This is a genomic window from Exiguobacterium sp. ZWU0009 (genome assembly GCF_000798935.2).
Taxonomy (GTDB): domain Bacteria; phylum Bacillota; class Bacilli; order Exiguobacteriales; family Exiguobacteriaceae; genus Exiguobacterium_A; species Exiguobacterium_A acetylicum.
This window is the reverse complement of the sequence record NZ_CP018057.1, coordinates 2,134,240-2,153,462: the sequence shown is the minus strand read 5'-3', so window position 1 is coordinate 2,153,462 and position 19,223 is coordinate 2,134,240. Positions and strand designations below refer to the sequence as shown.

At 46.2% G+C, this 19,223-nt stretch carries 20 protein-coding genes; 16 read left to right on the top strand and 4 right to left on the bottom strand.

The window, feature by feature from the left end; all coding sequences use genetic code 11:
- Positions 1 to 14 precede the first annotated feature (14 nt).
- The gene (locus L985_RS11365) at positions 15 to 1,331 is read left to right on the top strand and encodes a PhoH family protein (RefSeq protein ID WP_029342169.1); all 1,317 of its coding nucleotides are present in this window, start codon (positions 15 to 17) and stop codon (positions 1,329 to 1,331) included.
- A gap of 39 nt (positions 1,332 to 1,370) precedes the next feature.
- Here L985_RS11365 and L985_RS11360 read toward each other — a convergent pair whose 3' ends face one another.
- Positions 1,371 to 1,832 carry a hypothetical protein gene (locus L985_RS11360; RefSeq protein WP_029342168.1) on the bottom strand — a complete coding sequence of 154 codons (462 nt, stop codon included), beginning with the start codon at positions 1,830 to 1,832 and terminating at the stop codon, positions 1,371 to 1,373.
- 123 nt (positions 1,833 to 1,955) lie between these two features.
- Between L985_RS11360 and L985_RS11355 the strand changes: the two genes are divergently transcribed.
- From L985_RS11355 to L985_RS11340, 4 genes are all read left to right on the top strand, one after another.
- Positions 1,956 to 2,234 carry an Fpa/YlaN family protein gene (locus tag L985_RS11355; RefSeq protein ID WP_023468835.1) on the top strand — a complete coding sequence of 93 codons (279 nt, stop codon included), beginning with the start codon at positions 1,956 to 1,958 and terminating at the stop codon, positions 2,232 to 2,234.
- Positions 2,235 to 2,304: 70 nt separating this feature from the next.
- A complete protein-coding gene (locus L985_RS11350; RefSeq protein ID WP_029342167.1) occupies positions 2,305 to 3,576 on the top strand; it encodes an FtsW/RodA/SpoVE family cell cycle protein in 1,272 nt (423 codons plus the stop codon).
- On the top strand, positions 3,569 to 7,003 hold the full coding sequence (locus L985_RS11345) for a pyruvate carboxylase (RefSeq protein ID WP_047393710.1): 3,435 nt from the start codon (positions 3,569 to 3,571) through the stop codon (positions 7,001 to 7,003). Before L985_RS11350 ends, L985_RS11345 begins: the two co-directional genes overlap by 8 nt.
- A gap of 75 nt (positions 7,004 to 7,078) precedes the next feature.
- The gene (locus L985_RS11340; protein WP_047393712.1) at positions 7,079 to 8,434 is read left to right on the top strand and encodes a cryptochrome/photolyase family protein; all 1,356 of its coding nucleotides are present in this window, start codon (positions 7,079 to 7,081) and stop codon (positions 8,432 to 8,434) included.
- A 46-nt stretch (positions 8,435 to 8,480) separates the two neighbouring features.
- Here L985_RS11340 and L985_RS11335 read toward each other — a convergent pair whose 3' ends face one another.
- Positions 8,481 to 9,374, bottom strand: coding sequence for a COX15/CtaA family protein (locus tag L985_RS11335; protein ID WP_029342165.1), 894 nt, complete (start codon positions 9,372 to 9,374; stop codon positions 8,481 to 8,483).
- Positions 9,375 to 9,699: 325 nt separating this feature from the next.
- Here L985_RS11335 and cyoE point away from each other — a divergent pair, with 325 nt between their 5' ends.
- The 9 genes from cyoE to L985_RS11290 all read left to right on the top strand — a co-directional run bounded on the left by cyoE (position 9,700) and on the right by L985_RS11290 (position 16,993).
- Positions 9,700 to 10,632, top strand: coding sequence for a heme o synthase (gene cyoE / locus L985_RS11330; RefSeq protein WP_023468830.1), 933 nt, complete (start codon positions 9,700 to 9,702; stop codon positions 10,630 to 10,632).
- 64 nt (positions 10,633 to 10,696) lie between these two features.
- Positions 10,697 to 11,728 carry a cytochrome c oxidase subunit II gene (gene coxB, locus L985_RS11325; protein ID WP_081834728.1) on the top strand — a complete coding sequence of 344 codons (1,032 nt, stop codon included), beginning with the start codon at positions 10,697 to 10,699 and terminating at the stop codon, positions 11,726 to 11,728.
- A 35-nt stretch (positions 11,729 to 11,763) separates the two neighbouring features.
- Positions 11,764 to 13,632, top strand: a complete 1,869-nt coding sequence (gene ctaD / locus L985_RS11320) for a cytochrome c oxidase subunit I (RefSeq protein ID WP_029342162.1) — start codon at positions 11,764 to 11,766, stop codon at positions 13,630 to 13,632.
- 1 nt (position 13,633) lies between these two features.
- The gene (locus L985_RS11315) at positions 13,634 to 14,263 is read left to right on the top strand and encodes a cytochrome (ubi)quinol oxidase subunit III (RefSeq protein ID WP_047393715.1); all 630 of its coding nucleotides are present in this window, start codon (positions 13,634 to 13,636) and stop codon (positions 14,261 to 14,263) included.
- Position 14,264: 1 nt separating this feature from the next.
- Positions 14,265 to 14,594: a cytochrome C oxidase subunit IV family protein gene (locus L985_RS11310; protein WP_029342160.1), complete on the top strand. Its 330-nt coding sequence runs from the start codon at positions 14,265 to 14,267 to the stop codon at positions 14,592 to 14,594.
- 131 nt (positions 14,595 to 14,725) lie between these two features.
- Positions 14,726 to 15,631, top strand: coding sequence for a cytochrome c oxidase assembly factor CtaG (gene ctaG, locus L985_RS11305; RefSeq protein WP_029342159.1), 906 nt, complete (start codon positions 14,726 to 14,728; stop codon positions 15,629 to 15,631).
- Between the two features lie 18 nt (positions 15,632 to 15,649).
- Positions 15,650 to 16,111: a DUF420 domain-containing protein gene (locus L985_RS11300; RefSeq protein ID WP_047393718.1), complete on the top strand. Its 462-nt coding sequence runs from the start codon at positions 15,650 to 15,652 to the stop codon at positions 16,109 to 16,111.
- A gap of 12 nt (positions 16,112 to 16,123) precedes the next feature.
- Positions 16,124 to 16,729 carry an SCO family protein gene (locus tag L985_RS11295; protein ID WP_029342158.1) on the top strand — a complete coding sequence of 202 codons (606 nt, stop codon included), beginning with the start codon at positions 16,124 to 16,126 and terminating at the stop codon, positions 16,727 to 16,729.
- Positions 16,730 to 16,735: 6 nt separating this feature from the next.
- Positions 16,736 to 16,993, top strand: a complete 258-nt coding sequence (locus L985_RS11290; RefSeq protein ID WP_023468822.1) for a hypothetical protein — start codon at positions 16,736 to 16,738, stop codon at positions 16,991 to 16,993.
- Positions 16,994 to 17,139: 146 nt separating this feature from the next.
- Here L985_RS11290 and L985_RS11285 read toward each other — a convergent pair whose 3' ends face one another.
- Together L985_RS11285 and L985_RS11280 are read right to left on the bottom strand one after the other, a co-directional pair.
- Positions 17,140 to 17,490 carry a YugN family protein gene (locus tag L985_RS11285; RefSeq protein ID WP_023468821.1) on the bottom strand — a complete coding sequence of 117 codons (351 nt, stop codon included), beginning with the start codon at positions 17,488 to 17,490 and terminating at the stop codon, positions 17,140 to 17,142.
- 110 nt (positions 17,491 to 17,600) lie between these two features.
- Positions 17,601 to 18,347 (bottom strand): ATP-grasp domain-containing protein, encoded by a 747-nt coding sequence (locus tag L985_RS11280; RefSeq protein ID WP_235609831.1) that lies wholly within the window; start codon positions 18,345 to 18,347, stop codon positions 17,601 to 17,603.
- 122 nt (positions 18,348 to 18,469) lie between these two features.
- Here L985_RS11280 and L985_RS11275 point away from each other — a divergent pair, with 122 nt between their 5' ends.
- Together L985_RS11275 and L985_RS11270 are read left to right on the top strand one after the other, a co-directional pair.
- On the top strand, positions 18,470 to 18,910 hold the full coding sequence (locus L985_RS11275; protein ID WP_029342155.1) for a YlbF/YmcA family competence regulator: 441 nt from the start codon (positions 18,470 to 18,472) through the stop codon (positions 18,908 to 18,910).
- Between the two features lie 24 nt (positions 18,911 to 18,934).
- Positions 18,935 to 19,192, top strand: coding sequence for a YlbG family protein (locus L985_RS11270; RefSeq protein WP_023468818.1), 258 nt, complete (start codon positions 18,935 to 18,937; stop codon positions 19,190 to 19,192).
- Positions 19,193 to 19,223: the final 31 nt, after the last annotated feature.

Sequence of the window (19,223 nt, the reverse complement as noted above, 5' to 3'; positions counted from 1 at the left end):
GGGCGAACGATGGAATGAAAAAAATATACGTACTTGATACCAATGTCATGCTTCACGATCCACTTTCTCTTTTTCAATTCCAGGAGCATGATGTCGTCATACCAGCGATCGTACTAGAAGAACTGGATGGAAAAAAACGCAACATGGATGAAGTTGGACGTAATGCACGAGAAACAGCTCGCATCTTAGACCAATTACGAGAAACGGGGCAGCTTCATGCGGGAGTGCCACTCGGAAACGGCGGCATTCTTCGCGTCGATATTGGAGACTCTATTCATGAAGGTTCGCCGTTTACGCATGAATCAAACGATAATAAGATTATTGAACTGGCGTGGTCGATTCACCGTGAACAACAAACTGAAGCGACACCACGAGATGTCATTCTCGTCTCAAAAGATATCTTAGTCCGCGTCAAAGCGGATGCGTATGGATTAGTCGCTGAAGATTATATGACGGATCATATCGCTGATCTGACCGGTCTTTATACAGGATTTATCGAAGTGACTGTCGATCAGGAATATATTGATGCCTTTTATCAGGATAAACGGCTTTCGGTTGATGTCTTGCCAGAAAAAGTGCAACCGAATGAGTTCGTCATCTTAAAAAGTAACATGTCGAAAGCTTCAGCCATCGCCGTCGTTGATCAGAACCTGCCAATTATCCGGGCACTTTCGATCGATGTCGATCAAGTTTGGGGCGTCATTCCACGAAACGTCCAACAACGAATGGCATTTGAATTGTTATTACGTGACGATGTACCACTTGTAACACTCGTTGGTAAGGCAGGTACCGGGAAAACGTTACTCGCACTCGCCGCGGGTCTTTTGCAAGTAGAAGACGAGCATAAATATAAAAAATTGGTCGTTGCTCGTCCCGTCGTACCGATGGGAAACGATATCGGCTACTTGCCGGGTGAAATGGAAGAGAAGCTTCGTCCGTGGATGCAACCCATCTACGATAACCTCGAACACCTCTTCAATACAGGATCAGGAGATGAACTTGGTAACATTCTCGCTGGAATGAAGACGATTCAACTGGAAGCATTAACGTATATCCGGGGACGTAGTATGCCGGGGCAATTCATCATCATCGATGAAGCGCAGAATTTAACGAAACATGAAGTGAAGACGATTTTGACACGTGTCGGTGAAAACTCGAAAATCGTGTTAGTCGGGGATCCGCAACAGATTGATCATCCGTATCTAGATGAGTATTCCAATGGTTTATCCTACGCCGTAGAACGACTCAAAAATGAGAAGATGACGGGACACGTCAAACTCGTCAAAGGGGAGCGCTCGAACTTGGCGCGCCTCGCAGCCGATTTACTATGAAAAAACGTGGTGCGTCTAATCAGGCGCACCACGTTTTCCTTATATGACGGTAACCGTATGAACGGATTTGACGATCCGTTGTCCGTGCAACAAATGAACGGGTCCATCTGCTAACACTTTGCCGTCTTGTGAGAACTGCAAATACACTTCGTCGAGTTGCTCAAGTGGAAGTTCAACCGTTTCTTCGCCTTCAAAACGAATAGCGATCGCATCCGGTAAGAGTTCAGCATTCCGGATGAACGGCGCAAGCGCCATCGCGAATGACCCTTGAAGCGCGGCTTCTTTTTCAGCACGTGTCATCGGACGATTGTGATCCGTACGACTGCCTTCCATGATACCTTTATCCCACGCAGCCCCCATTTTCGCGTAGTAAGCTTCTTGTTCACTTGTGTCGGCTGGTTGCCCGATTTTCTCGATTGCCACCTTTCGTTCATCAAAGATCCAGACTGTCGGATCAATCGTTAACTGATGCCGTACTTTACCGTTAATCGGAAAAATCATTTGTTCTACCCCCTAAATGTGTAAGTCCAACAAATCCATTATACCGAAACGTTGAATTGTTGGCGAAAGTAAGGTAAAGTTTAGCTATAACAGGAACGCGTCATTTGATGAGGAGGGATTGGATTGTCAACTGAAATCGAGACAGTTCATCGCCAGCGCGCTCTTGAGCTACTAGAAGCGGATGCACAAAAAATCCGCCGGTTGATCGAGGTCCAGCTTGCGAATTTAACGATGCCACAATGTCCTCTTTACGAGGAAGTATTGGATACACAAATGTTCGGATTATCCCGTCAGATTGATTTTGCGGTACGTCTTGAACTGATTGATGCGGGTGAGGGGAAACAATTACTCGAATCACTTGAACAGCAATTATCTGATTTACATGATGCGGAGACGTGCTGATTTTCTACTCAAACGTGAAATGCGGCGTTTGGGTATTTTTTTTTAGAAAATGAAAAAAGGACGTGTACATATGTTAGCGAAGTTTAAAGAAAAACGAGCATTTTTTGACTATGGTCTCTTCTTTACGATGCTCATCCTCATGGCGATCAGTACGGTCATGGTTTATAGTGCGAGCGTGTGGAACGGTGGAGATTATGCGAATACGTCCTTCTTTGAGAAGCAGTTGATGTTTGATGCGATGGCTATCGTATTGTTCCTTTTCGTTTCGCAAATAAACCATGAGGTGTTCCGTGGACCAGTGATTCGTTTACTCTTGTACGCGATTACATGGTTGATGTTGATGGCGACGCTGTTTTCGGCACCACTAAACGGGGCTCGCGCATGGTTGAACTTCGGTATCTTCTTGATTCAACCAATCGAGCTTTGTAAATTTGTGCTCGTCGTCGGACTTGCGAGTTATTTTGATCAAAAGCACAAAGGGAAAATGGATGGCGTGATTGGGATCGTCCATCACTTCATCCATCGTCAAATTCCAGCGACGTCTCCAGGAAGACGAATTTTACTTAGTTTCTCGGACTGGATCTTGATTCCGATGATTGTATTACTTGCACCTTACGCGATCATCATTCGCATGCAACCGGATGACGGTGGATTGTTCATTCTGTTACTCATCACAGCGATGATTTTATTCGCAGTTGGATTGCCGAGTGGTTACATCATGTTATGTGTCGTCACCGTACCAATCATCTTCTTGTACGCATGGAATAATTTTTCGGATAATCAGATGCAACGGATTCAAGCAAGTTTGAATCCATTTCTCGATGCAGAAGGAAAAGGTTATCAGCTCATCAATTCCGTCATATCAATTGCCCACGGGGGATTATTCGGAGTAGGTCTTGGAAATAGTTTTCAGAAGTATGGCTATTTGCCGGAACCTGAAACCGACTACATCATGTCGATCATCTCAGAGGAGCTTGGATTCGTGGGTGTTCTCGTCGTGCTTGGTCTATTGTTCTTCTTGATGATTCAAGGGGCAATCATCGCTAATCGGTGTGTCTCACTGTACTCGAGTATGCTCGCGCTCGGTATTTCGGGTATCATCTTCATCCAGACATGTATCAATATCGCGGCGATGTCTGGTCTGTTTCCAGGTACAGGCGTTACCTTGCCATTCATCAGTTACGGTGGATCATCGTTACTTGTCATGAGTACGATGCTTGGTGTGATGGCGAACATTTCCATGCAAAACAAATATCGGATGGCGTATCATAAAGAAGTGCAGACTGCACGTTCGATGAGTGCCACGAGCTCATTAACTAAAGGGGGAGCATCAGTTGACTAAAATCCAGAAGATTCTCGTAGCAAACCGCGGGGAAATCGCGATTCGCGTTTTCCGTGCAGCGACAGAACTCGGTATTCGTACCGTTGCCATTTATTCGCGAGAGGACATGGGTTCTCTTCATCGCTATAAAGCCGATGAAGCGTACCGGATCGGAGAAGGAAAAAAACCGATCGAAGCCTATCTCGACATTGAAGATATCATTGCAACAGCGAAAAAAGCCGAATGTGATGCGATCCATCCTGGTTATGGATTCCTCTCTGAGAATATTGAGCTAGCCAAACGTTGCCGTGAAGAAGGCATCATCTTCATCGGACCGCAAGAAGAGCACCTGTATAAATTCGGGGATAAAGTACGGGCACGGACGACGGCGATTGAAGCTGGTCTTCCTGTCATTCCAGGAACGGATGGTCCGATCTCATCCATTGATGAAGCGTATGCGTTCGCAAAAGAAGCAGGCTATCCACTCATGGTCAAGGCATCGCTTGGCGGTGGTGGACGCGGTATGCGTGTCGTCCGGACAGAAGAAGAGCTTCCAGACATGATTGAACGTGCGAAATCTGAAGCCTTGAAAGCGTTCGGTTCGGATGAGATTTACGTCGAAAAATTAATCGAACGACCAAAACATATTGAAGTTCAAATCATCGGTGATGCCCATGGGAACATCATTCATTTGTTTGAACGTGATTGTTCCGTACAGCGTCGTCACCAAAAAGTCGTCGAAGTGGCACCATGTGTCACGCTATCAGACGAAGGGCGACAAAAGATTTGTGACGCAGCCGTCACGTTGATGAAACATGTCGGATACGAAAATGCGGGTACGGTCGAATTTCTCGTGACACAAGATGAATCGTTCTATTTCATCGAGGTCAACCCACGTGTCCAAGTCGAGCACACGATTACGGAGATGATCACAGGCGTTGATATCGTCCAGACGCAAATTCGTGTTGCTGAAGGCGAATCGTTACATAGCGACCTCGTTGGTATTCCGCAACAAGAAGACATTAAGATGCTTGGGTTTGCAATCCAAAGCCGAATTACGTCAGAAGACCCAGAGAATGGCTTCTTGCCGGATACAGGAAAAATTAAAGCGTATCGTTCACCAGGTGGTTTTGGTGTACGTCTTGATGGTGGGAACGCTTATGTCGGAGCAGAAATTTCACCATATTATGACTCACTGCTCGTTAAAATCTCGACGCACGGTTTGACGTACGATCAAGCTGTCGCGAAGATGCGTCGAAACTTAAGTGAATTCCGTATCCGTGGGATCAAGACGAATATTCCATTCTTAAGCAACGTCTTGAAACACCATGCGTTCGTCAGCGGGGATTACAACACATCGTTCATTGATGATACACAAGAATTATTCATATTCCCGAAACGTCAAGACCGGGGAACGAAACTATTGACGTACATCGGAGAGGTTTCCGTCAATGGATTCCCGGGAATCGGAAAATTGGACAAGCCGCTTGCGCGTGACGTCCGGATTCCAAAAAATCTCCCGACAGACTATACACCAGGTGCCAAAGCGATTCTCGACGCGGAAGGTCCGGAAGCCGTCGCAAAATGGTTGGCAGCTCAGGAAAACGTTTTGTTGACAGATACGACATTCCGTGACGCCCATCAGTCGCTCCTTGCGACGCGGATGCGGACGAAGGATCTCGTCGCGATTGCAGAGGCGGAAGCGAAACTGCTACCTGAATTGTTCTCTGTCGAAGCATGGGGAGGCGCGACATTTGATGTCGCCTACCGATTCTTATCGGAGGATCCATGGGTTCGTCTGATGAAATTGCGTGAAAAGATGCCGAACGTCCTCATTCAAATGTTGCTTCGTGGTGCGAACGGCGTTGGTTACAAAAACTATCCGGACAACGTCATCCACACGTTCGTCAAGGAAGCGGCGCAAGCAGGAGTCGATGTCTTCCGAATCTTCGATAGCTTGAACAACCCGGAGTCGATTCAACTCGCAATCGATGCGGTCTTGCCGACAGGTAAAATCGCGGAAGCAGCAGTCTGTTATACAGGGGATTTATTCGATGCGAATCGACCAAAATACCACCTGCCGTATTACGTCAATCTGGCGAAACAACTGGAAGAAAGCGGCGCTCATATCATTGCGATCAAGGATATGGCGGGTCTCTTGAAACCGGAAGCAGCCTATGCGCTCGTATCAGCACTTAAAGATGCGGTATCGTTACCAATCCATCTCCACACACACGATGCGAGTGGGAACGGGATTTACACGTATGCGCGTGCGATCGATGCAGGTGTCGACGTCGTCGACGTTGCGGCATCAAGCATGTCAGGACTGACAAGTCAGCCAGCGGGTGGGAGCTTGATTCATGCCTTAAGTGGTCATCCACGTCAACCGCTCGTCTCAGCACAGAAGTTTGAACAGATTTCGGATTATTGGCAGGATGTGCGTCATCTGTACCAAGCATTCGAACTCGATATGATCGCACCGAATCCAACGGTCTATGATCACGAGATGCCAGGTGGACAATACTCGAACTTACAGCAACAAGCAAAAGCAGTTGGACTTGCGGATCGTTGGTCTGAAGTCAAAGAGATGTATGCGCGTGTCAATATGCTGTTTGGAGATATCGTCAAGGTCACACCATCGTCGAAAGTCGTCGGAGACATGGCACTCTTCATGGTTCAACATCATCTGACAGAAGAAGATGTCTTGCAACGCGCAAGTGGACTTGATTTCCCGGATTCAGTCGTCGAACTGATGAAAGGGGAGCTCGGAACACCACCAGATGGTTTCCCGCAAGACGTTCAACAGGCTATTCTCAAGGGAGCTGCTCCGCTGACAGAACGCCCAGGTAAGATGATGGAACCACTCAACTTCGATGCGGTCAAACATGAGTTGTTCGAAAAACTTGAACGTCCAGTCACGGAGTTTGATGCACTCGCTTACGCGCTCTATCCAAAAGTCTTCATGGATTACAGTTCGTACGTCGCGCGATATGGTGACATTTCTGTTCTTGATACGAATACATTCTTCCATGGAATGCGTCTAGGTGAGACGATCGAAGTTGAAATCGAACGAGGCAAGACACTCTACCTCAAGTTGATTCAAATCGGTCAGCCAGACGATCATGGTATGCGGACGATTTATTATGAGATGAACGGTGTTCCTCGTGAAGTTGAAGTCAAAGACATCAGTATTAAGGAAAGTTCATCAAGTCGTCCAAAAGCAGATCGAAGCAATGCGAAACAAATCGGTGCATCAATGCCGGGTAGCGTGCTGAAGGTACTCGTCGAGACGGGTACACGTGTCCGTAAAGGAGAGCAACTTCTCGTCACGGAAGCGATGAAGATGGAAACGACGATCCAAGCACCGGAAGACGGTGAAATTAAAGCCGTCCACGTCAAGGAAGGCGAAGCCATCGCGAGTCAAGACTTACTGATTGAATTCGTATAAGGTCACAACGAAAAACAGGCGCACGCTCGGCGGGCTGCCTGTTTTTCGTTCAATACGTAGTGGGAGAGGATACGATTGAACATTATTTGTTGGGTACGAAGTGATTTTCGATTACATGATAATCACATGTTGGCACGTGCTGTTGAATTACTAAATGAAAATCCGAAGTTGACGGTCGAATTCGTCTTTTGGCTCAATCCGGATTACATCGGAGAATATGAAGCACGGCAACAATATTTCTTCCAAGCACTCGAAATGTTTTCCGATGCCTGCAAAGAGAAAGAGATGCCAATCCGTTTCATCGAAGGGGATGAACAGGCTTTCTTAGACGCAACCGATGATGCGGACATTTTGTTATTTAATGCGGAATATGTCGAACCATTCAAGACGCGAGATGAAAAAATCATTAAAAAGCGTAAAAATCGTCAGACGGAGCGACTACTAGACCGGCATCTTCTTCACCCGCATGATATTAAAAAGCAAGATGGAAAGTTCTATAAAGTATTTACGCCATATAAGAATGCATTCATGAAAAAAGACATTCCTGCACCATACGAAGTCAAGTGGCAAACGCTACGGGATCATTATCAAAAGCGTCAGCACGATAATAGTTTCATCAACGCTTACTTTAAAAAGGCAGAGTCGGAAGCCGTCTTCCATCCTGGTGAAAAGCAGGCGAAACAACGCTTGAAGAAATTCATCGAACAATCGCTTGAAGGTTACGAAGAGAACCGTGATCTTCCTGCTGTTGACGGTACAAGCTTACTCTCCCGCTACTTACGGACTGGAGAGATCGGTATTCGAACGGTCTATGCGGCTGTTCAGGAGGCAAAAGAATCAAAAGGAAAACAGACCTTCATCACGGAACTCATCTGGCGTGAATTCTATTACATGATTTTAATGCATTTCCCGGAATCAAAACGACAAGCCGTCAATACGCAATATCGGGAAATCGAATGGGAGAAAGATGAAGAGGGCTTCAAAGCGTGGTGTGAAGGCAAGACGGGCTATCCGATCGTTGATGCGGCGATGCGACAATTGAATCAAACGGGGTGGATGCATAATCGTCTACGGATGATCGTCGCTTCTTTCCTGACAAAAGACCTGTTAGTCGATTGGCAGAAAGGCGAACAGTATTTCCAGCAGAAACTCGTTGATTACGAAGCGGCATCAAACATCGGGGGTTGGCAATGGGCTGCATCAGTCGGAACGGATGCCGTTCCGTACTTCCGCGTCTTCAATCCGACGACTCAATCGAAGAAGTTCGATAAGGATGGCGAGTTCATTCGAAAGTATGTCACGGAAATCAAGGATTTATCAAAGCAGTATATTCATGAACCGACTGCTGAGCAACGCAAGGATTATGGCTATCCAGAACCAATCGTCGCACACGACGAAGCGCGAAAGCGTGCGATTGCTCGATTCAAATAATGAAAAAAGGATGTCCCTCAAGCGAGGAACATCCTTTTTTACGACCTTATTGAAGACGACTGTTTGCCTTGCGCGTTCGGAATGCATGGTACGTCAAGTAAGATAAGACACCGAAGTAACATGTGATCAAGAAAGCATGGAGTAACGGCACATACGTTGCATGTCCACCAAGAACGATCCAAGCCCCAGTGGCGACTTGGCACGAGATGAAGAACGTCGCGAACGCCATACCAATCGTTGTCGTCCGGTGTTTTAAGCGAATCGCAACGACATGGACGAATAAGGTGAACAAGAACAATAGTCCTGCCATGATCCGGTGAATCATCTGCACCCACGCTTCGAACGTCATGGACGGTTGAGAACAGACAGGCCAACCAACGCAAGCATATGTAGCGCCGACGTGGCGTACGTAAGCACCGGTATATACGACGATCAGCGTATAGATGAGTAGAGCGTATAAGAGTTTCCGTAAGAATGCTGGGACCGATTCCCTGAATTCCTGACCCGGACGCTCCATGATCAACAACGTCAAAATCAACAGCGAAGCAAAGGAAATCAAGGAGATACCGAAGTGTAACGCCATGACGAGGTCCGATTGTTGCCAAACGACAGCACCAGCGCCGACGATCGATTGAATCAACATGAAGATGAAAGCAAGAAACGCAAAGATCTTCGTATCGAGTCGATCCTTGAAGGCAACGAGCGTCCAGAGACATAAGGCGATGATTAAGAGTCCAACGACTCCAGTTACAGCACGGTGGCTATATTCAATCATCGTTTCAACACTTGGGTTCGTCGGAATGAGTTCCCCATGACAGAGTGGCCAATCCGTTCCGCAACCATCTCCCGAATCCGTTTTTGTGACTGTCCCACCCATCAGTAAGACGATCATCATCGTAAACGTGACGAAGGCTGAAAACATCGAAAGCTTTCGATTCAAGATTTGGACACCACCTTTCTAAAAAAATACGAAATACATGGATTTCCATAGGTCTAGTATCGCATAAAAAGTACTGAAAGGGTTGCAATCTTTTAGAACAACGCTATTCTAGTATTAGGTAAATATGGTGAACTGTGATGAAAATCACATAGATTTCACATTTTGTTCATTATGTCGAAAGTATTTTCATACGTCACGGTCCTCGATATGTGGTATCTTTTATAGAGAAAAGGGCGTTTCGTGGCATGTCTGTGTTATTTCTGTGAAGAAATTACGTGAAGCCTAGGTGCTAAACGGAAGCAGACGGTGAAAAGGAGGGAACAGCATGGCGAAAGTTACTGGAGAGGCACTGGATATGGCAATCGAGCAAGCAGATCAGCCCACATTCAAGGACTATATTACCCTAGCAAAAATGGGGATTGTCCGTGCCAATCTAATTACGGTCTTCGCAGGGTATGTCGTAGCGGCATCGTACATAACGGATGATGTCCTGTTGTATCTATGGCAAACCAAGTGGATGTTACTGTGGACGCTTCTCGGGAGTGGATTGGTCATTGCCGGAAGTTGCTACCTCAATAACTACATTGACCGGGACATCGATTACAAGATGGAACGGACGATGGGAAGACCAAGCGTTACTGGGAAGATGGATGGACAACGGATACTCGCACTAGGACTCGGTATTCTTGCGACCGGTACGGTATTGTTGTTGATCGTCAACCATGTGGCGGCAGTGTTCGGATTGATCGGATCATTCGTTTACGTCGTGATTTATACGATGTGGTTAAAGCGGACGCACACGATCAATACAGTCGTAGGTGGTATTTCAGGAGCTGTGCCACCAATCATTGGATTTGCGGCAGTCACTCCGACGCTTCACATTGATGCGTGGATTTTATTCCTCATCATGTTCGTGTGGCAACCACCACATTTCCTTGCACTCGCGATGCGACGGACAGAGGAGTATCGGGCAGCAGGTATCCCGATGTTACCTGTCGTAAACGGATTCGCGATCACGAAACGACAAATTGTATGGTGGATTGCAGTACTCATTCCATCATCACTCCTCTTAGCACACTATGGCATCATCTACATGATCGTCATGGCATTGCTCGGTGGATATTGGCTCTATATGGGACTGAAAGGTCTTAAGATCCAAGATGAACAAGCCGAAATCAAATGGGCGTCGAAGATGTTCTTCTTCTCACTCTTTTATTTCACGGCTTGGATCGTGACGGTCGTACTCGTTTCTCTCTAAAACGATTTGACATAATTCACGTACACCATTACGAAAGAAAAAATTGGGGACAAAGAAAGTGGGGATGGTTGTGAAAAAATCAGTAAAAATGCTCTTCCGGCTTCTTCCAATCGGCTTGATGGCACTCATGTTATCAGGTTGTGGAATTCCGGAATTGTCTGCGCTACAGCCTCGCGGAGAAGGCGCTGAGATGCAACTTGAGATCATCAAGCTTAGCTTGTGGGTCATGTTGTTCGTCCTTGCGATCGTAGCCGTCATTTATATTTACGTACTTATGAAATTCCGTCGTAAATCAGGTGATAACACGGTTCCGAAGCAAGTCGAAGGGAACCATACGCTTGAAATCATCTGGACAGTCATTCCGATTCTTCTCTTGATCGTGCTTGCAATTCCGACGATCAAAACAACGGTTGAACTCGCAGATGCAAAAGAAGCGAAGAAAAACGAACAAATCAACGTTACAGCAAACCTCTACTGGTGGGAGTTCGAATACCCAGACAAAGGTGTTTCGACAGGACAAGAACTTGTCATCCCAGTCGGTAAACGTGTTGCTGTTAACTTGACGTCTAAAGACGTCATTCACTCATTCTGGGTACCAGCTCTTTCTGGTAAAACAGATACGAACCCAGGTCTTGAGAACGAAATGTGGTTACAAGCAAAAGAAGCAGGCACTTACTACGGTAAATGTGCTGAGTTGTGTGGTCCTTCCCACGCATTGATGGACTTTAAAGTCGTTGCGATGGAACAGGATGACTACGATCAGTGGTTGAAAGACATGAAATCTGCAAAAGAAGCAGAAACGAAACAGCTCGACAAAAAGAATGAAAAGAACTGGACGACTGGCGAGAAAGTCTATGCTCAGAACTGTCTCAGCTGTCATGGTGGCGGAAAAGTCGCACCTAGCTTGACGAACTTCGGTGACCGTCAACGTATCGCGGGTTACCTCGATCATGATAAAGAGAACCTCGAAAAATGGATTCGCGATCCTCAAAAAGAGAAACAAGGTACGAAAATGCCTGGATTCTCTGAAGATCAGATCAGCGATGAAGAATTGAGCGAATTGGCAGATTATCTATTGGACAAAAAGCTCCAATAATTTTTTAAGGGGGAATCATAGTGGGGACACATACTATGGGTATGCCGCAGAAAAAAAGCGGCATCATGGACTGGCTAACGACAGTCGACCATAAGAAAATCGGGATTCTCTACATCATGTCTGGATTGTTCTTCCTTCTGGTCGGTGGCGTAGAAGCCCTAATGATTCGTTTTCAATTGATTAAACCGATGAACGATTTCGTCAGCGGTGAACTCTTTAACCAATTGATCACGATGCACGGTACGACGATGATCTTCTTGGCAGCGATGCCGATGTTGATTGGATACATGAACGCTGCAGTACCGCTTCAAATCGGGGCACGTGACGTTGCGTTCCCATTCTTGAACGCACTTGGATTTTGGTTGTTCTTCTTCGGTGGAGTCTTACTGAACCTCTCTTGGTTCTTCGGCGCTGCACCGAACGCAGGATGGACAGCGTACGCACCACTTTCTACAGTTCCTGAATCTCTTGGTGTAGATTTCTACGCTTTAGGTCTTCAGATTTCTGGTTTCGGTACACTTATGGGGGGGATTAACTTCCTCGTTACGATTTTGAACATGCGTGCACCAGGTATGAAACTGATGCGGATGCCGCTCTTCACATGGACAGCATTCGTTGCTTCTGCCTTGATCGTTTTCGCATTCCCACCACTTACGGTTGGATTGTTCCTCTTGACGTTCGAGCGACTCTTCGGAGCGCACTTCTTTGACCCGGCAGCGGGCGGGAATATCGTCATCTGGGAACACCTCTTCTGGATCTTCGGTCACCCAGAAGTTTATATCTTGATCTTACCGGCATTCGGTATTTTCTCTGAAATCATTCCTACATTTGCTCGTAAGCGTCTCTTCGGTTACACGACGATGGTCTTTGCGACAATGTTGATCGGTTTCCTCGGATTCATGGTATGGGTCCACCACATGTTCACAGTTGGTCTCGGTCCGGTCGCAAACGCGATCTTCGCCGTAGCAACAATGGCGATTGCTGTACCGACAGGGGTCAAGATCTTCAACTGGCTCTTTACGCTGTGGGGCGGTAAGTTGACGTTCCCAGTCGCGATGCTTTATTCGGTCGCGTTCATTCCATCATTCCTTGTTGGTGGTATGACAGGGGTCATGCTTTCAGTAGCACCTGCCGATTATCAGTACCATGACAGTTACTTCGTAGTCGCTCACTTCCACTACGTTATCGTTGGTGGGGTAGTCTTCGGTCTCTTCGCAGGTCTGTACTACTGGTTCCCACTTATGTTCGGGAAACAGCTCAACGAGTTCTGGGGAAAAATTCAATTCTGGTTGTTCTTCATCGGCTTCCACTTGACGTTCTTCCCACAACACATCCTCGGTCTTACAGGTATGCCACGTCGTGTCTTCACGTACTTGCCAAACCAAGGCTGGGAAACAATGAACTTACTTTCATCAATTGGTGCAGCATTCATGGGTGTATCGACGATCGTTCTCGTCATCTCGATTGCAGCAGCATTGATGTCAAAAGAATATGTGAAACGCGACGTTTGGGGAGATGGACGTACACTTGAGTGGACACTTCCAGTTCCAACTCCAGAGTATAACTTCGCTCAAATTCCACTCGTCAAAGGTTTGGATACGTATTGGCTCGAAAAAATGGCGGGGAACAAAACAGTTTCTGTATCGGAAGAAGTCGGCGATATTCATATGCCGAATAACACGATCTTGCCATTCGTCATGTCAGTCGGTCTATTCCTTGCAGGTCTCGGATTCATTCTTCGCCTCGACTATGGAACTGTTGGTCTCGTCGTTGCCTTGATTGGTCTTGCGATGACATTGATCGCGATGTTCTTCCGTTCTTGGATTGACGATGAAGGATACTACATCCCGAAATCAGTCGTCGAAGAAGATCTACGCCTTGAAGCAGAAAAGGAGGCGAAGTAAGATGGGTCATCATTCAGTACCGAATAACCCGATCACGGGTATTCCGGATCATGTTGAAAAAGCAACACTTGAGGGTAAGAATAAATATGTAGCCTTCTGGTTCTTCCTTGGAGGAGAGACGACTTTGTTCGCCTCTCTCTTCGGAACATACATCGGACTTCATAACTCCGGTGCAAAAGAAGGATTACGCAGTTATGACATCTTTGAAATGGGTCTCGTCTTCATCATGACGATGCTTCTTCTCACAAGTTCATTAACAAGTGTTCTTGCGATGATGGCGATGAAACGTAATGATGTGAAGAAGATGAAAATGTGGTTGATTATCACACTTGTTTTTGGACTAGCATTCTTAGCGGGTGAGATCTATGAGTTCAATCACTACTACCACATCGGTCATACGTTCACGTCGAGTGCATTTGGTTCTGCCTTCTATACACTCGTCGGTTTCCACGGTGCGCACGTCTTGTTCGGTCTTCTCTGGATCTCGACATTGCTCATCCGGAACTGGAACCGTGGCATCACGGTCGTGAATGCGCCGAAGTACTATGTTTCAAGTCTTTACTGGCATTTCATTGACGTCGTCTGGGTCTTTATCTTCTCAGTCGTCTACCTCATGGGGATGGTGAAATAAGATGGAAAAACACGAACCGCAACTTACGCGCAATCAAATCGAGCTTGAGATGAAAGCAGAACGTGGTCGTGAGACACAACTGCAGCTCATCAGTTTCGCACTCATGATTTTCTTGACGCTCATCGCTTTCGGTGCTGTCATGGCTGATCTCATGCCGCACTGGGCAGCCGGTGGTTTCTTGATCATCATGGCAATCGTTCAGGTTTACCTTCAGCTTTACATGTTCATGCATATGAACAACAAAGGCAACACATGGATCAAAGTCATGATGGGTCTTGGCATTTTCGTCGCCTTGACGATCGTTGCGACACTCCGTCTGTTGATCTGGTAAGAAATGTGACCATTCTGCTAACGTTTAGCAGGATGGTCTTTTATTTTGGAATCGTTTTATGAGAAACCTTTACAATGAAATAGGGGAACGGTAATCTTAGTTTGTAAGAGAAAGGAACGGGGTGAAAAAATATGTTAGGCAATTTAAGGGGAGCACTTTCGCAATTCGACTGGACTGTCTTATGGAGTCCGTATTATGCGTTGATACTCGTTGGATTGTATATCCTATATGCTGTCGTGACAGAAAAGTTGCGTCGTCCGGATGAGCCGGAAACAACGCTTGGGCAAAAGTTTTCGATGCTCGCAGCATTGATCGTTTTTTACATCGGTTTTGGAAGTCCGTTAGACCTGCTAGCGCATATCACGTTCTCAGCACACATGCTGCAGATGGTATTCGTCTATATGGTCGCACCGCCGCTCTTGTTGATTGCGATACCAGAGTGGCTTTATAAGCGCTTGTTCGATGCACCGTATCTTGGGAGGATTCTTCGCTTCTTCATCAAGCCGCTGATTGCACTTGTCGTCTTTAATGCCTTGTTTACGTTCTATCACATGCCATTTATTTTTGATTATGTCTTAACGAACTATACCGTTCACCGTCTGTTCCACGGAACATTGATTTTCTTGAGTATGACGATGTGGTATCCGATCATTGCACCGGTCAATGAGGCGGACAGCCTTTCTGACCTAAAGAAGATGGTGTATATCGTAGCGAATGGTGTGTTGTTGACACCAGCCTGTGCCTTCATGATCTTCAGTCAAAGTTTTCAGTATCAAGCGTATCAGGATCCGGCGACGTTCGCGAAAGTACTCGCTTACTGTATGCCGAACAATGATTTGAGCGGCTTGAACCTGGAACGATTGCTCGGAACGACAGATGACTTATTAGAGGACCAACGCTTTGGTGGTGTCCTCATGAAGCTCGGTCAAGAACTCGTGTATGGTTTATTCTTCGGATTAACCTTCTTTACATGGGTGCGCCGTTCAAAAAGTACTGCCGTGGATGAAGGCATGTCCTTCACACCAAAAGCGGATTAAATTGGAGGAAGTTGGAACATGAGTTATTTGCCGTTCATTTGTGTGTCGCTGATTGTCATCAGTGCGATTTTCGTAGCGATTGGCTGGTTTTTGATCGCCCAAACGCGTCGTAACATGAAAGCTCACCAAACCGTGATGACGATTGCAGCTGCACTCGCTTTATTATTCTTCATCATGTATGCCTTGCGGACGATTCTGCTTGGTAACACAGCCTTTGGCGGTCCAGAATCCGTCAAAGCCTATTACACAGGATTCTTGATCTTCCACATCCTTCTTGCGACATCTGGTGGGGTGCTCGGTTTGATGGCACTCTATCATGCGTATAAGAAGAACTTTGCACGTCACCGTAAAATCGGACCGGTTGCCTCGATCGTTTGGTTTTTGACAGCCATTACCGGTGTGATCGTGTACTGCTTATTATATGTCGTCTACGATCCAGGTGAGACGACGAACGTATTCCGGGCGATCTGGAGTCATTAAGGGGGAGCCAACTTGAAAAAGAATAGTTACTTGACGGTCGCTGCCGTCGTCCTCATCTTAGTTGCGGCAGCCGGGGGATATTATTATTTCTTCATGAAAGAAAAGTTACCTGTCATCGCTGAACCGACGCCATTTGAATTAACGAATGCTGTAGACGGAAAATCATTCAATTCGGAAGATGGAAAAGTCAAAGTATTGACGTTCTTCTACTCGAACTGTCCTGATATCTGTCCGTTGACATTAAATGATTACCGTAAGCTTGAGAAGAAGCTTCGGAGTGAAGAATTGTATGGAAGTGACGTCGAACTCGTCGCAGTGACAGTTGATCCAAAAGTCGATACACCAACAGTCTTGAAGAAGTATGCTTCGAACTTTGAAGCAGATGCTAAGGGCTGGAAAGTATTGACGGGAGATCCAGTCGTCATCGATCGTCTGACTCGTCAGTTGAACTTCTATTACTCAAAGGCCGAGAGTGGCTTAGTGACACACGGAACACAAATGTTCATTTTGGACCGTGAGAATAAAGTACGGGCGATTTCGTCTATGGCGAAGACACCGGATGAACCGGTCGACTTAGAAGAGGTCATGTCTTCGGTCACACAATTAGCAAAGGAGTGAAGGTAGATGACATATGAAGAGTACATGCAAGGAGATGTTACCGTCTCTATTCAAGCCATCGAGGAATTACTTGCTTGTGCGATCGAAGATTATGGAATCCATCACTCCCGGATCAAACGGATGGACCGGGAAGAGATTGCATTTAGCGTAAAGGTCAATGCACCGGCAACGTCACTTCACGCACTTTATCTTCATGTACGCGAGCAGCTTGGGATTCAGCTCGGAGACGATGTCGTATCCTACGTACAATTCGTCGCGCGTTAAAAGCGGTTTCGTGTATTTTAAGGAATAACAATCAGATGGGCAGAACAGCTAATGACTTCGTAGATGATGCGAGGTCGTTAGCTTTTTTTGTTTGGAATGAAGAACAAAAAATAGAGGCTCCTAATTGGAACCTCTACGTGTGAGTCTTATTTTTCGAGTGTTTCGAGCAATGCTGCTAAACGACGTTCGCAGTCTTTGACGATTTCTGGAGGGAACGTCTCATCATACTCGACACCGTGTGGATAGTAGTGTTTACCGAGAAGTGGTGTCATCATACGAACGACAGCATGGCGATCTTCAATCTCGCCTTGGATCGCATAGACAGGAACACGCAGGTAGAATACTTCACCTGTTGATTGTTTTTCGTACTTCATGTCGTACATCGCGCGTTCATAATCCCACTGTCCTTCACGAACGAAGCGGTGATGTTCCATGATTGTTTCGAGAAGACCGAACTTCAGTTCCTTGCCTTCGATACCATATTGTTCAAACTTCATGTTTGAATCCCCCTATACCCCAGTTTGCTAGTAGATACTAGTCTTTCCAAACTATCATACCATAATGAATGAAACGATGACGTAAAAGATGTGAAGTCATTTTGAAGAATTCATGAACTTCCATATTTTCGTTCGACATATTCAAGAATCGTATCCGGTGCGTGGATACCAAGATGATTGAGTCCTTCTCCACCGAAGAAAACATTGAACTCAAGAACGTACCACTGTCCGTCACGGATGATGAGATCAAAACCAGCGTGATCGATATCGAGCTGTTTCGCTAGAGCGAGCACGAAGTCGATTGCTCCTTGTGGCACATCATCAAAATCAAGGACACCACCTTGAGCGACGTTATTTAAGAATTGAGCACCACCGACGCGCCAGTACGCAGCAAGGACTTGATCGCCGACGACGACGACACGTAAGTCTTTCTCATTCGGAATGTACTCCTGAATGTAGAACGTCTCGTGTGTATCCGTGTATTTCTTCCAGTCCATTTCATTTTTGATGAGATGGACACCTTGTCCCATTGAGCTACGAACTGTCTTAGCAACGAACGGAAACGAAAATTCTCGTAAGACACGTTCGACAGTGAATTCATTTTTTCCGTAGATGCCGGTCCGAGGGATGTTATCCGGAATGACGGTTTGAAAAATCCGCGTCATCTCAATCTTGTCATGACCTAAGTGGAACGTAGCAGCCGACGGGAAAATCGGTTTTTTCATTCCGTAGATGATCGAGTGGATTTGCCAGTATTCCGGGAACAGGACGACATCCGCCTGTTCGATTTTTTTTAAGGAATCAAAGTGATAATCTGACTTGGCATGTTCCGTCTTGATTCCAATCGTCCGGAACATATTAAAAGAGAGCAGTTGCATAAAGTTCATTCCTTCCTTCTGAACAAATTATACACAATTCAACAGGCTAGGAGGGAGAGAAATGTTATGATAAGATGGTAAAGTTAAGGAGGAGATTCGTTGTGATATATACCGATAAGACGATTGACCTCATCAACGCAGCGGAAGACCTCATTCGATCTCTCGCTCAAAGTGAAACGGGGCAAGCATATAGATGTGCGAAACAAGCACAGCAAGAGTCAGTAGAGGCACAGGCTGTCATTCGCGATTTTCATCAAGTCAAGGAGGACTACGAACTCGTACAGCGATTCGGACGGTACCATCCTGACTATCAGACGATCACGAAAAAGGTCCACGAAGTCAAACGGCGACTTGATTTACAAGAGGAAGTCGCGCAGTTTAAAAAGGCGGAAAAACAACTCGAAACGTTACTCGGACAAATCAGTCTGAAGCTCGCTGGGGAAGTATCACCGCAAATTAAAGTACCGACGGGAAATCCTTTCTTCGATCAAGGATGCGCTGGAGGTTGTTCGACCGGTGGCAGCTGTAGCTGTAGCGGATAACGAAGATGAAGGGGGTAGGCTGGCGTGATCAAGGAACGAGTGGGACTCATCGTCTATGTCAATGCGATGAAAGCATCCCGTCAATTACGCCGTTACGGGAACGTCTACTTTACGTCTAAACGTGAACGATACGTTCATCTATATGTCGATTTAGATCAACATGAACAGGTGATGGAAGTCATTTCGACTCTCCCGTTCGTCGAATCGATCAAACGTTCAGAACGACCGTTCATCACGGAGACGTTCGCGAACAAAAAAGGTAAAATGCCAGAAGAAGCATAATCCATGGAGCGATGAGGACATCCTCGTCGCT

Coding starts and splice junctions, on each gene's coding strand:
- L985_RS11365 (WP_029342169.1), top strand. CDS start 15: ATGAAAAAAATATACGTACTTGATACCAATGTCATGCTTCACGATCCA.
- L985_RS11360 (WP_029342168.1), bottom strand. CDS start 1,832: ATGATTTTTCCGATTAACGGTAAAGTACGGCATCAGTTAACGATTGAT.
- L985_RS11350 (WP_029342167.1), top strand. CDS start 2,305: ATGTTAGCGAAGTTTAAAGAAAAACGAGCATTTTTTGACTATGGTCTC.
- cyoE (WP_023468830.1), top strand. CDS start 9,700: ATGGCGAAAGTTACTGGAGAGGCACTGGATATGGCAATCGAGCAAGCA.
- coxB (WP_081834728.1), top strand. CDS start 10,697: ATGGTTGTGAAAAAATCAGTAAAAATGCTCTTCCGGCTTCTTCCAATC.
- ctaD (WP_029342162.1), top strand. CDS start 11,764: ATGGGTATGCCGCAGAAAAAAAGCGGCATCATGGACTGGCTAACGACA.
- L985_RS11315 (WP_047393715.1), top strand. CDS start 13,634: ATGGGTCATCATTCAGTACCGAATAACCCGATCACGGGTATTCCGGAT.
- L985_RS11310 (WP_029342160.1), top strand. CDS start 14,265: ATGGAAAAACACGAACCGCAACTTACGCGCAATCAAATCGAGCTTGAG.
- ctaG (WP_029342159.1), top strand. CDS start 14,726: ATGTTAGGCAATTTAAGGGGAGCACTTTCGCAATTCGACTGGACTGTC.
- L985_RS11300 (WP_047393718.1), top strand. CDS start 15,650: ATGAGTTATTTGCCGTTCATTTGTGTGTCGCTGATTGTCATCAGTGCG.
- L985_RS11290 (WP_023468822.1), top strand. CDS start 16,736: ATGACATATGAAGAGTACATGCAAGGAGATGTTACCGTCTCTATTCAA.
- L985_RS11285 (WP_023468821.1), bottom strand. CDS start 17,490: ATGAAGTTTGAACAATATGGTATCGAAGGCAAGGAACTGAAGTTCGGT.
- L985_RS11280 (WP_235609831.1), bottom strand. CDS start 18,347: ATGTTCCGGACGATTGGAATCAAGACGGAACATGCCAAGTCAGATTAT.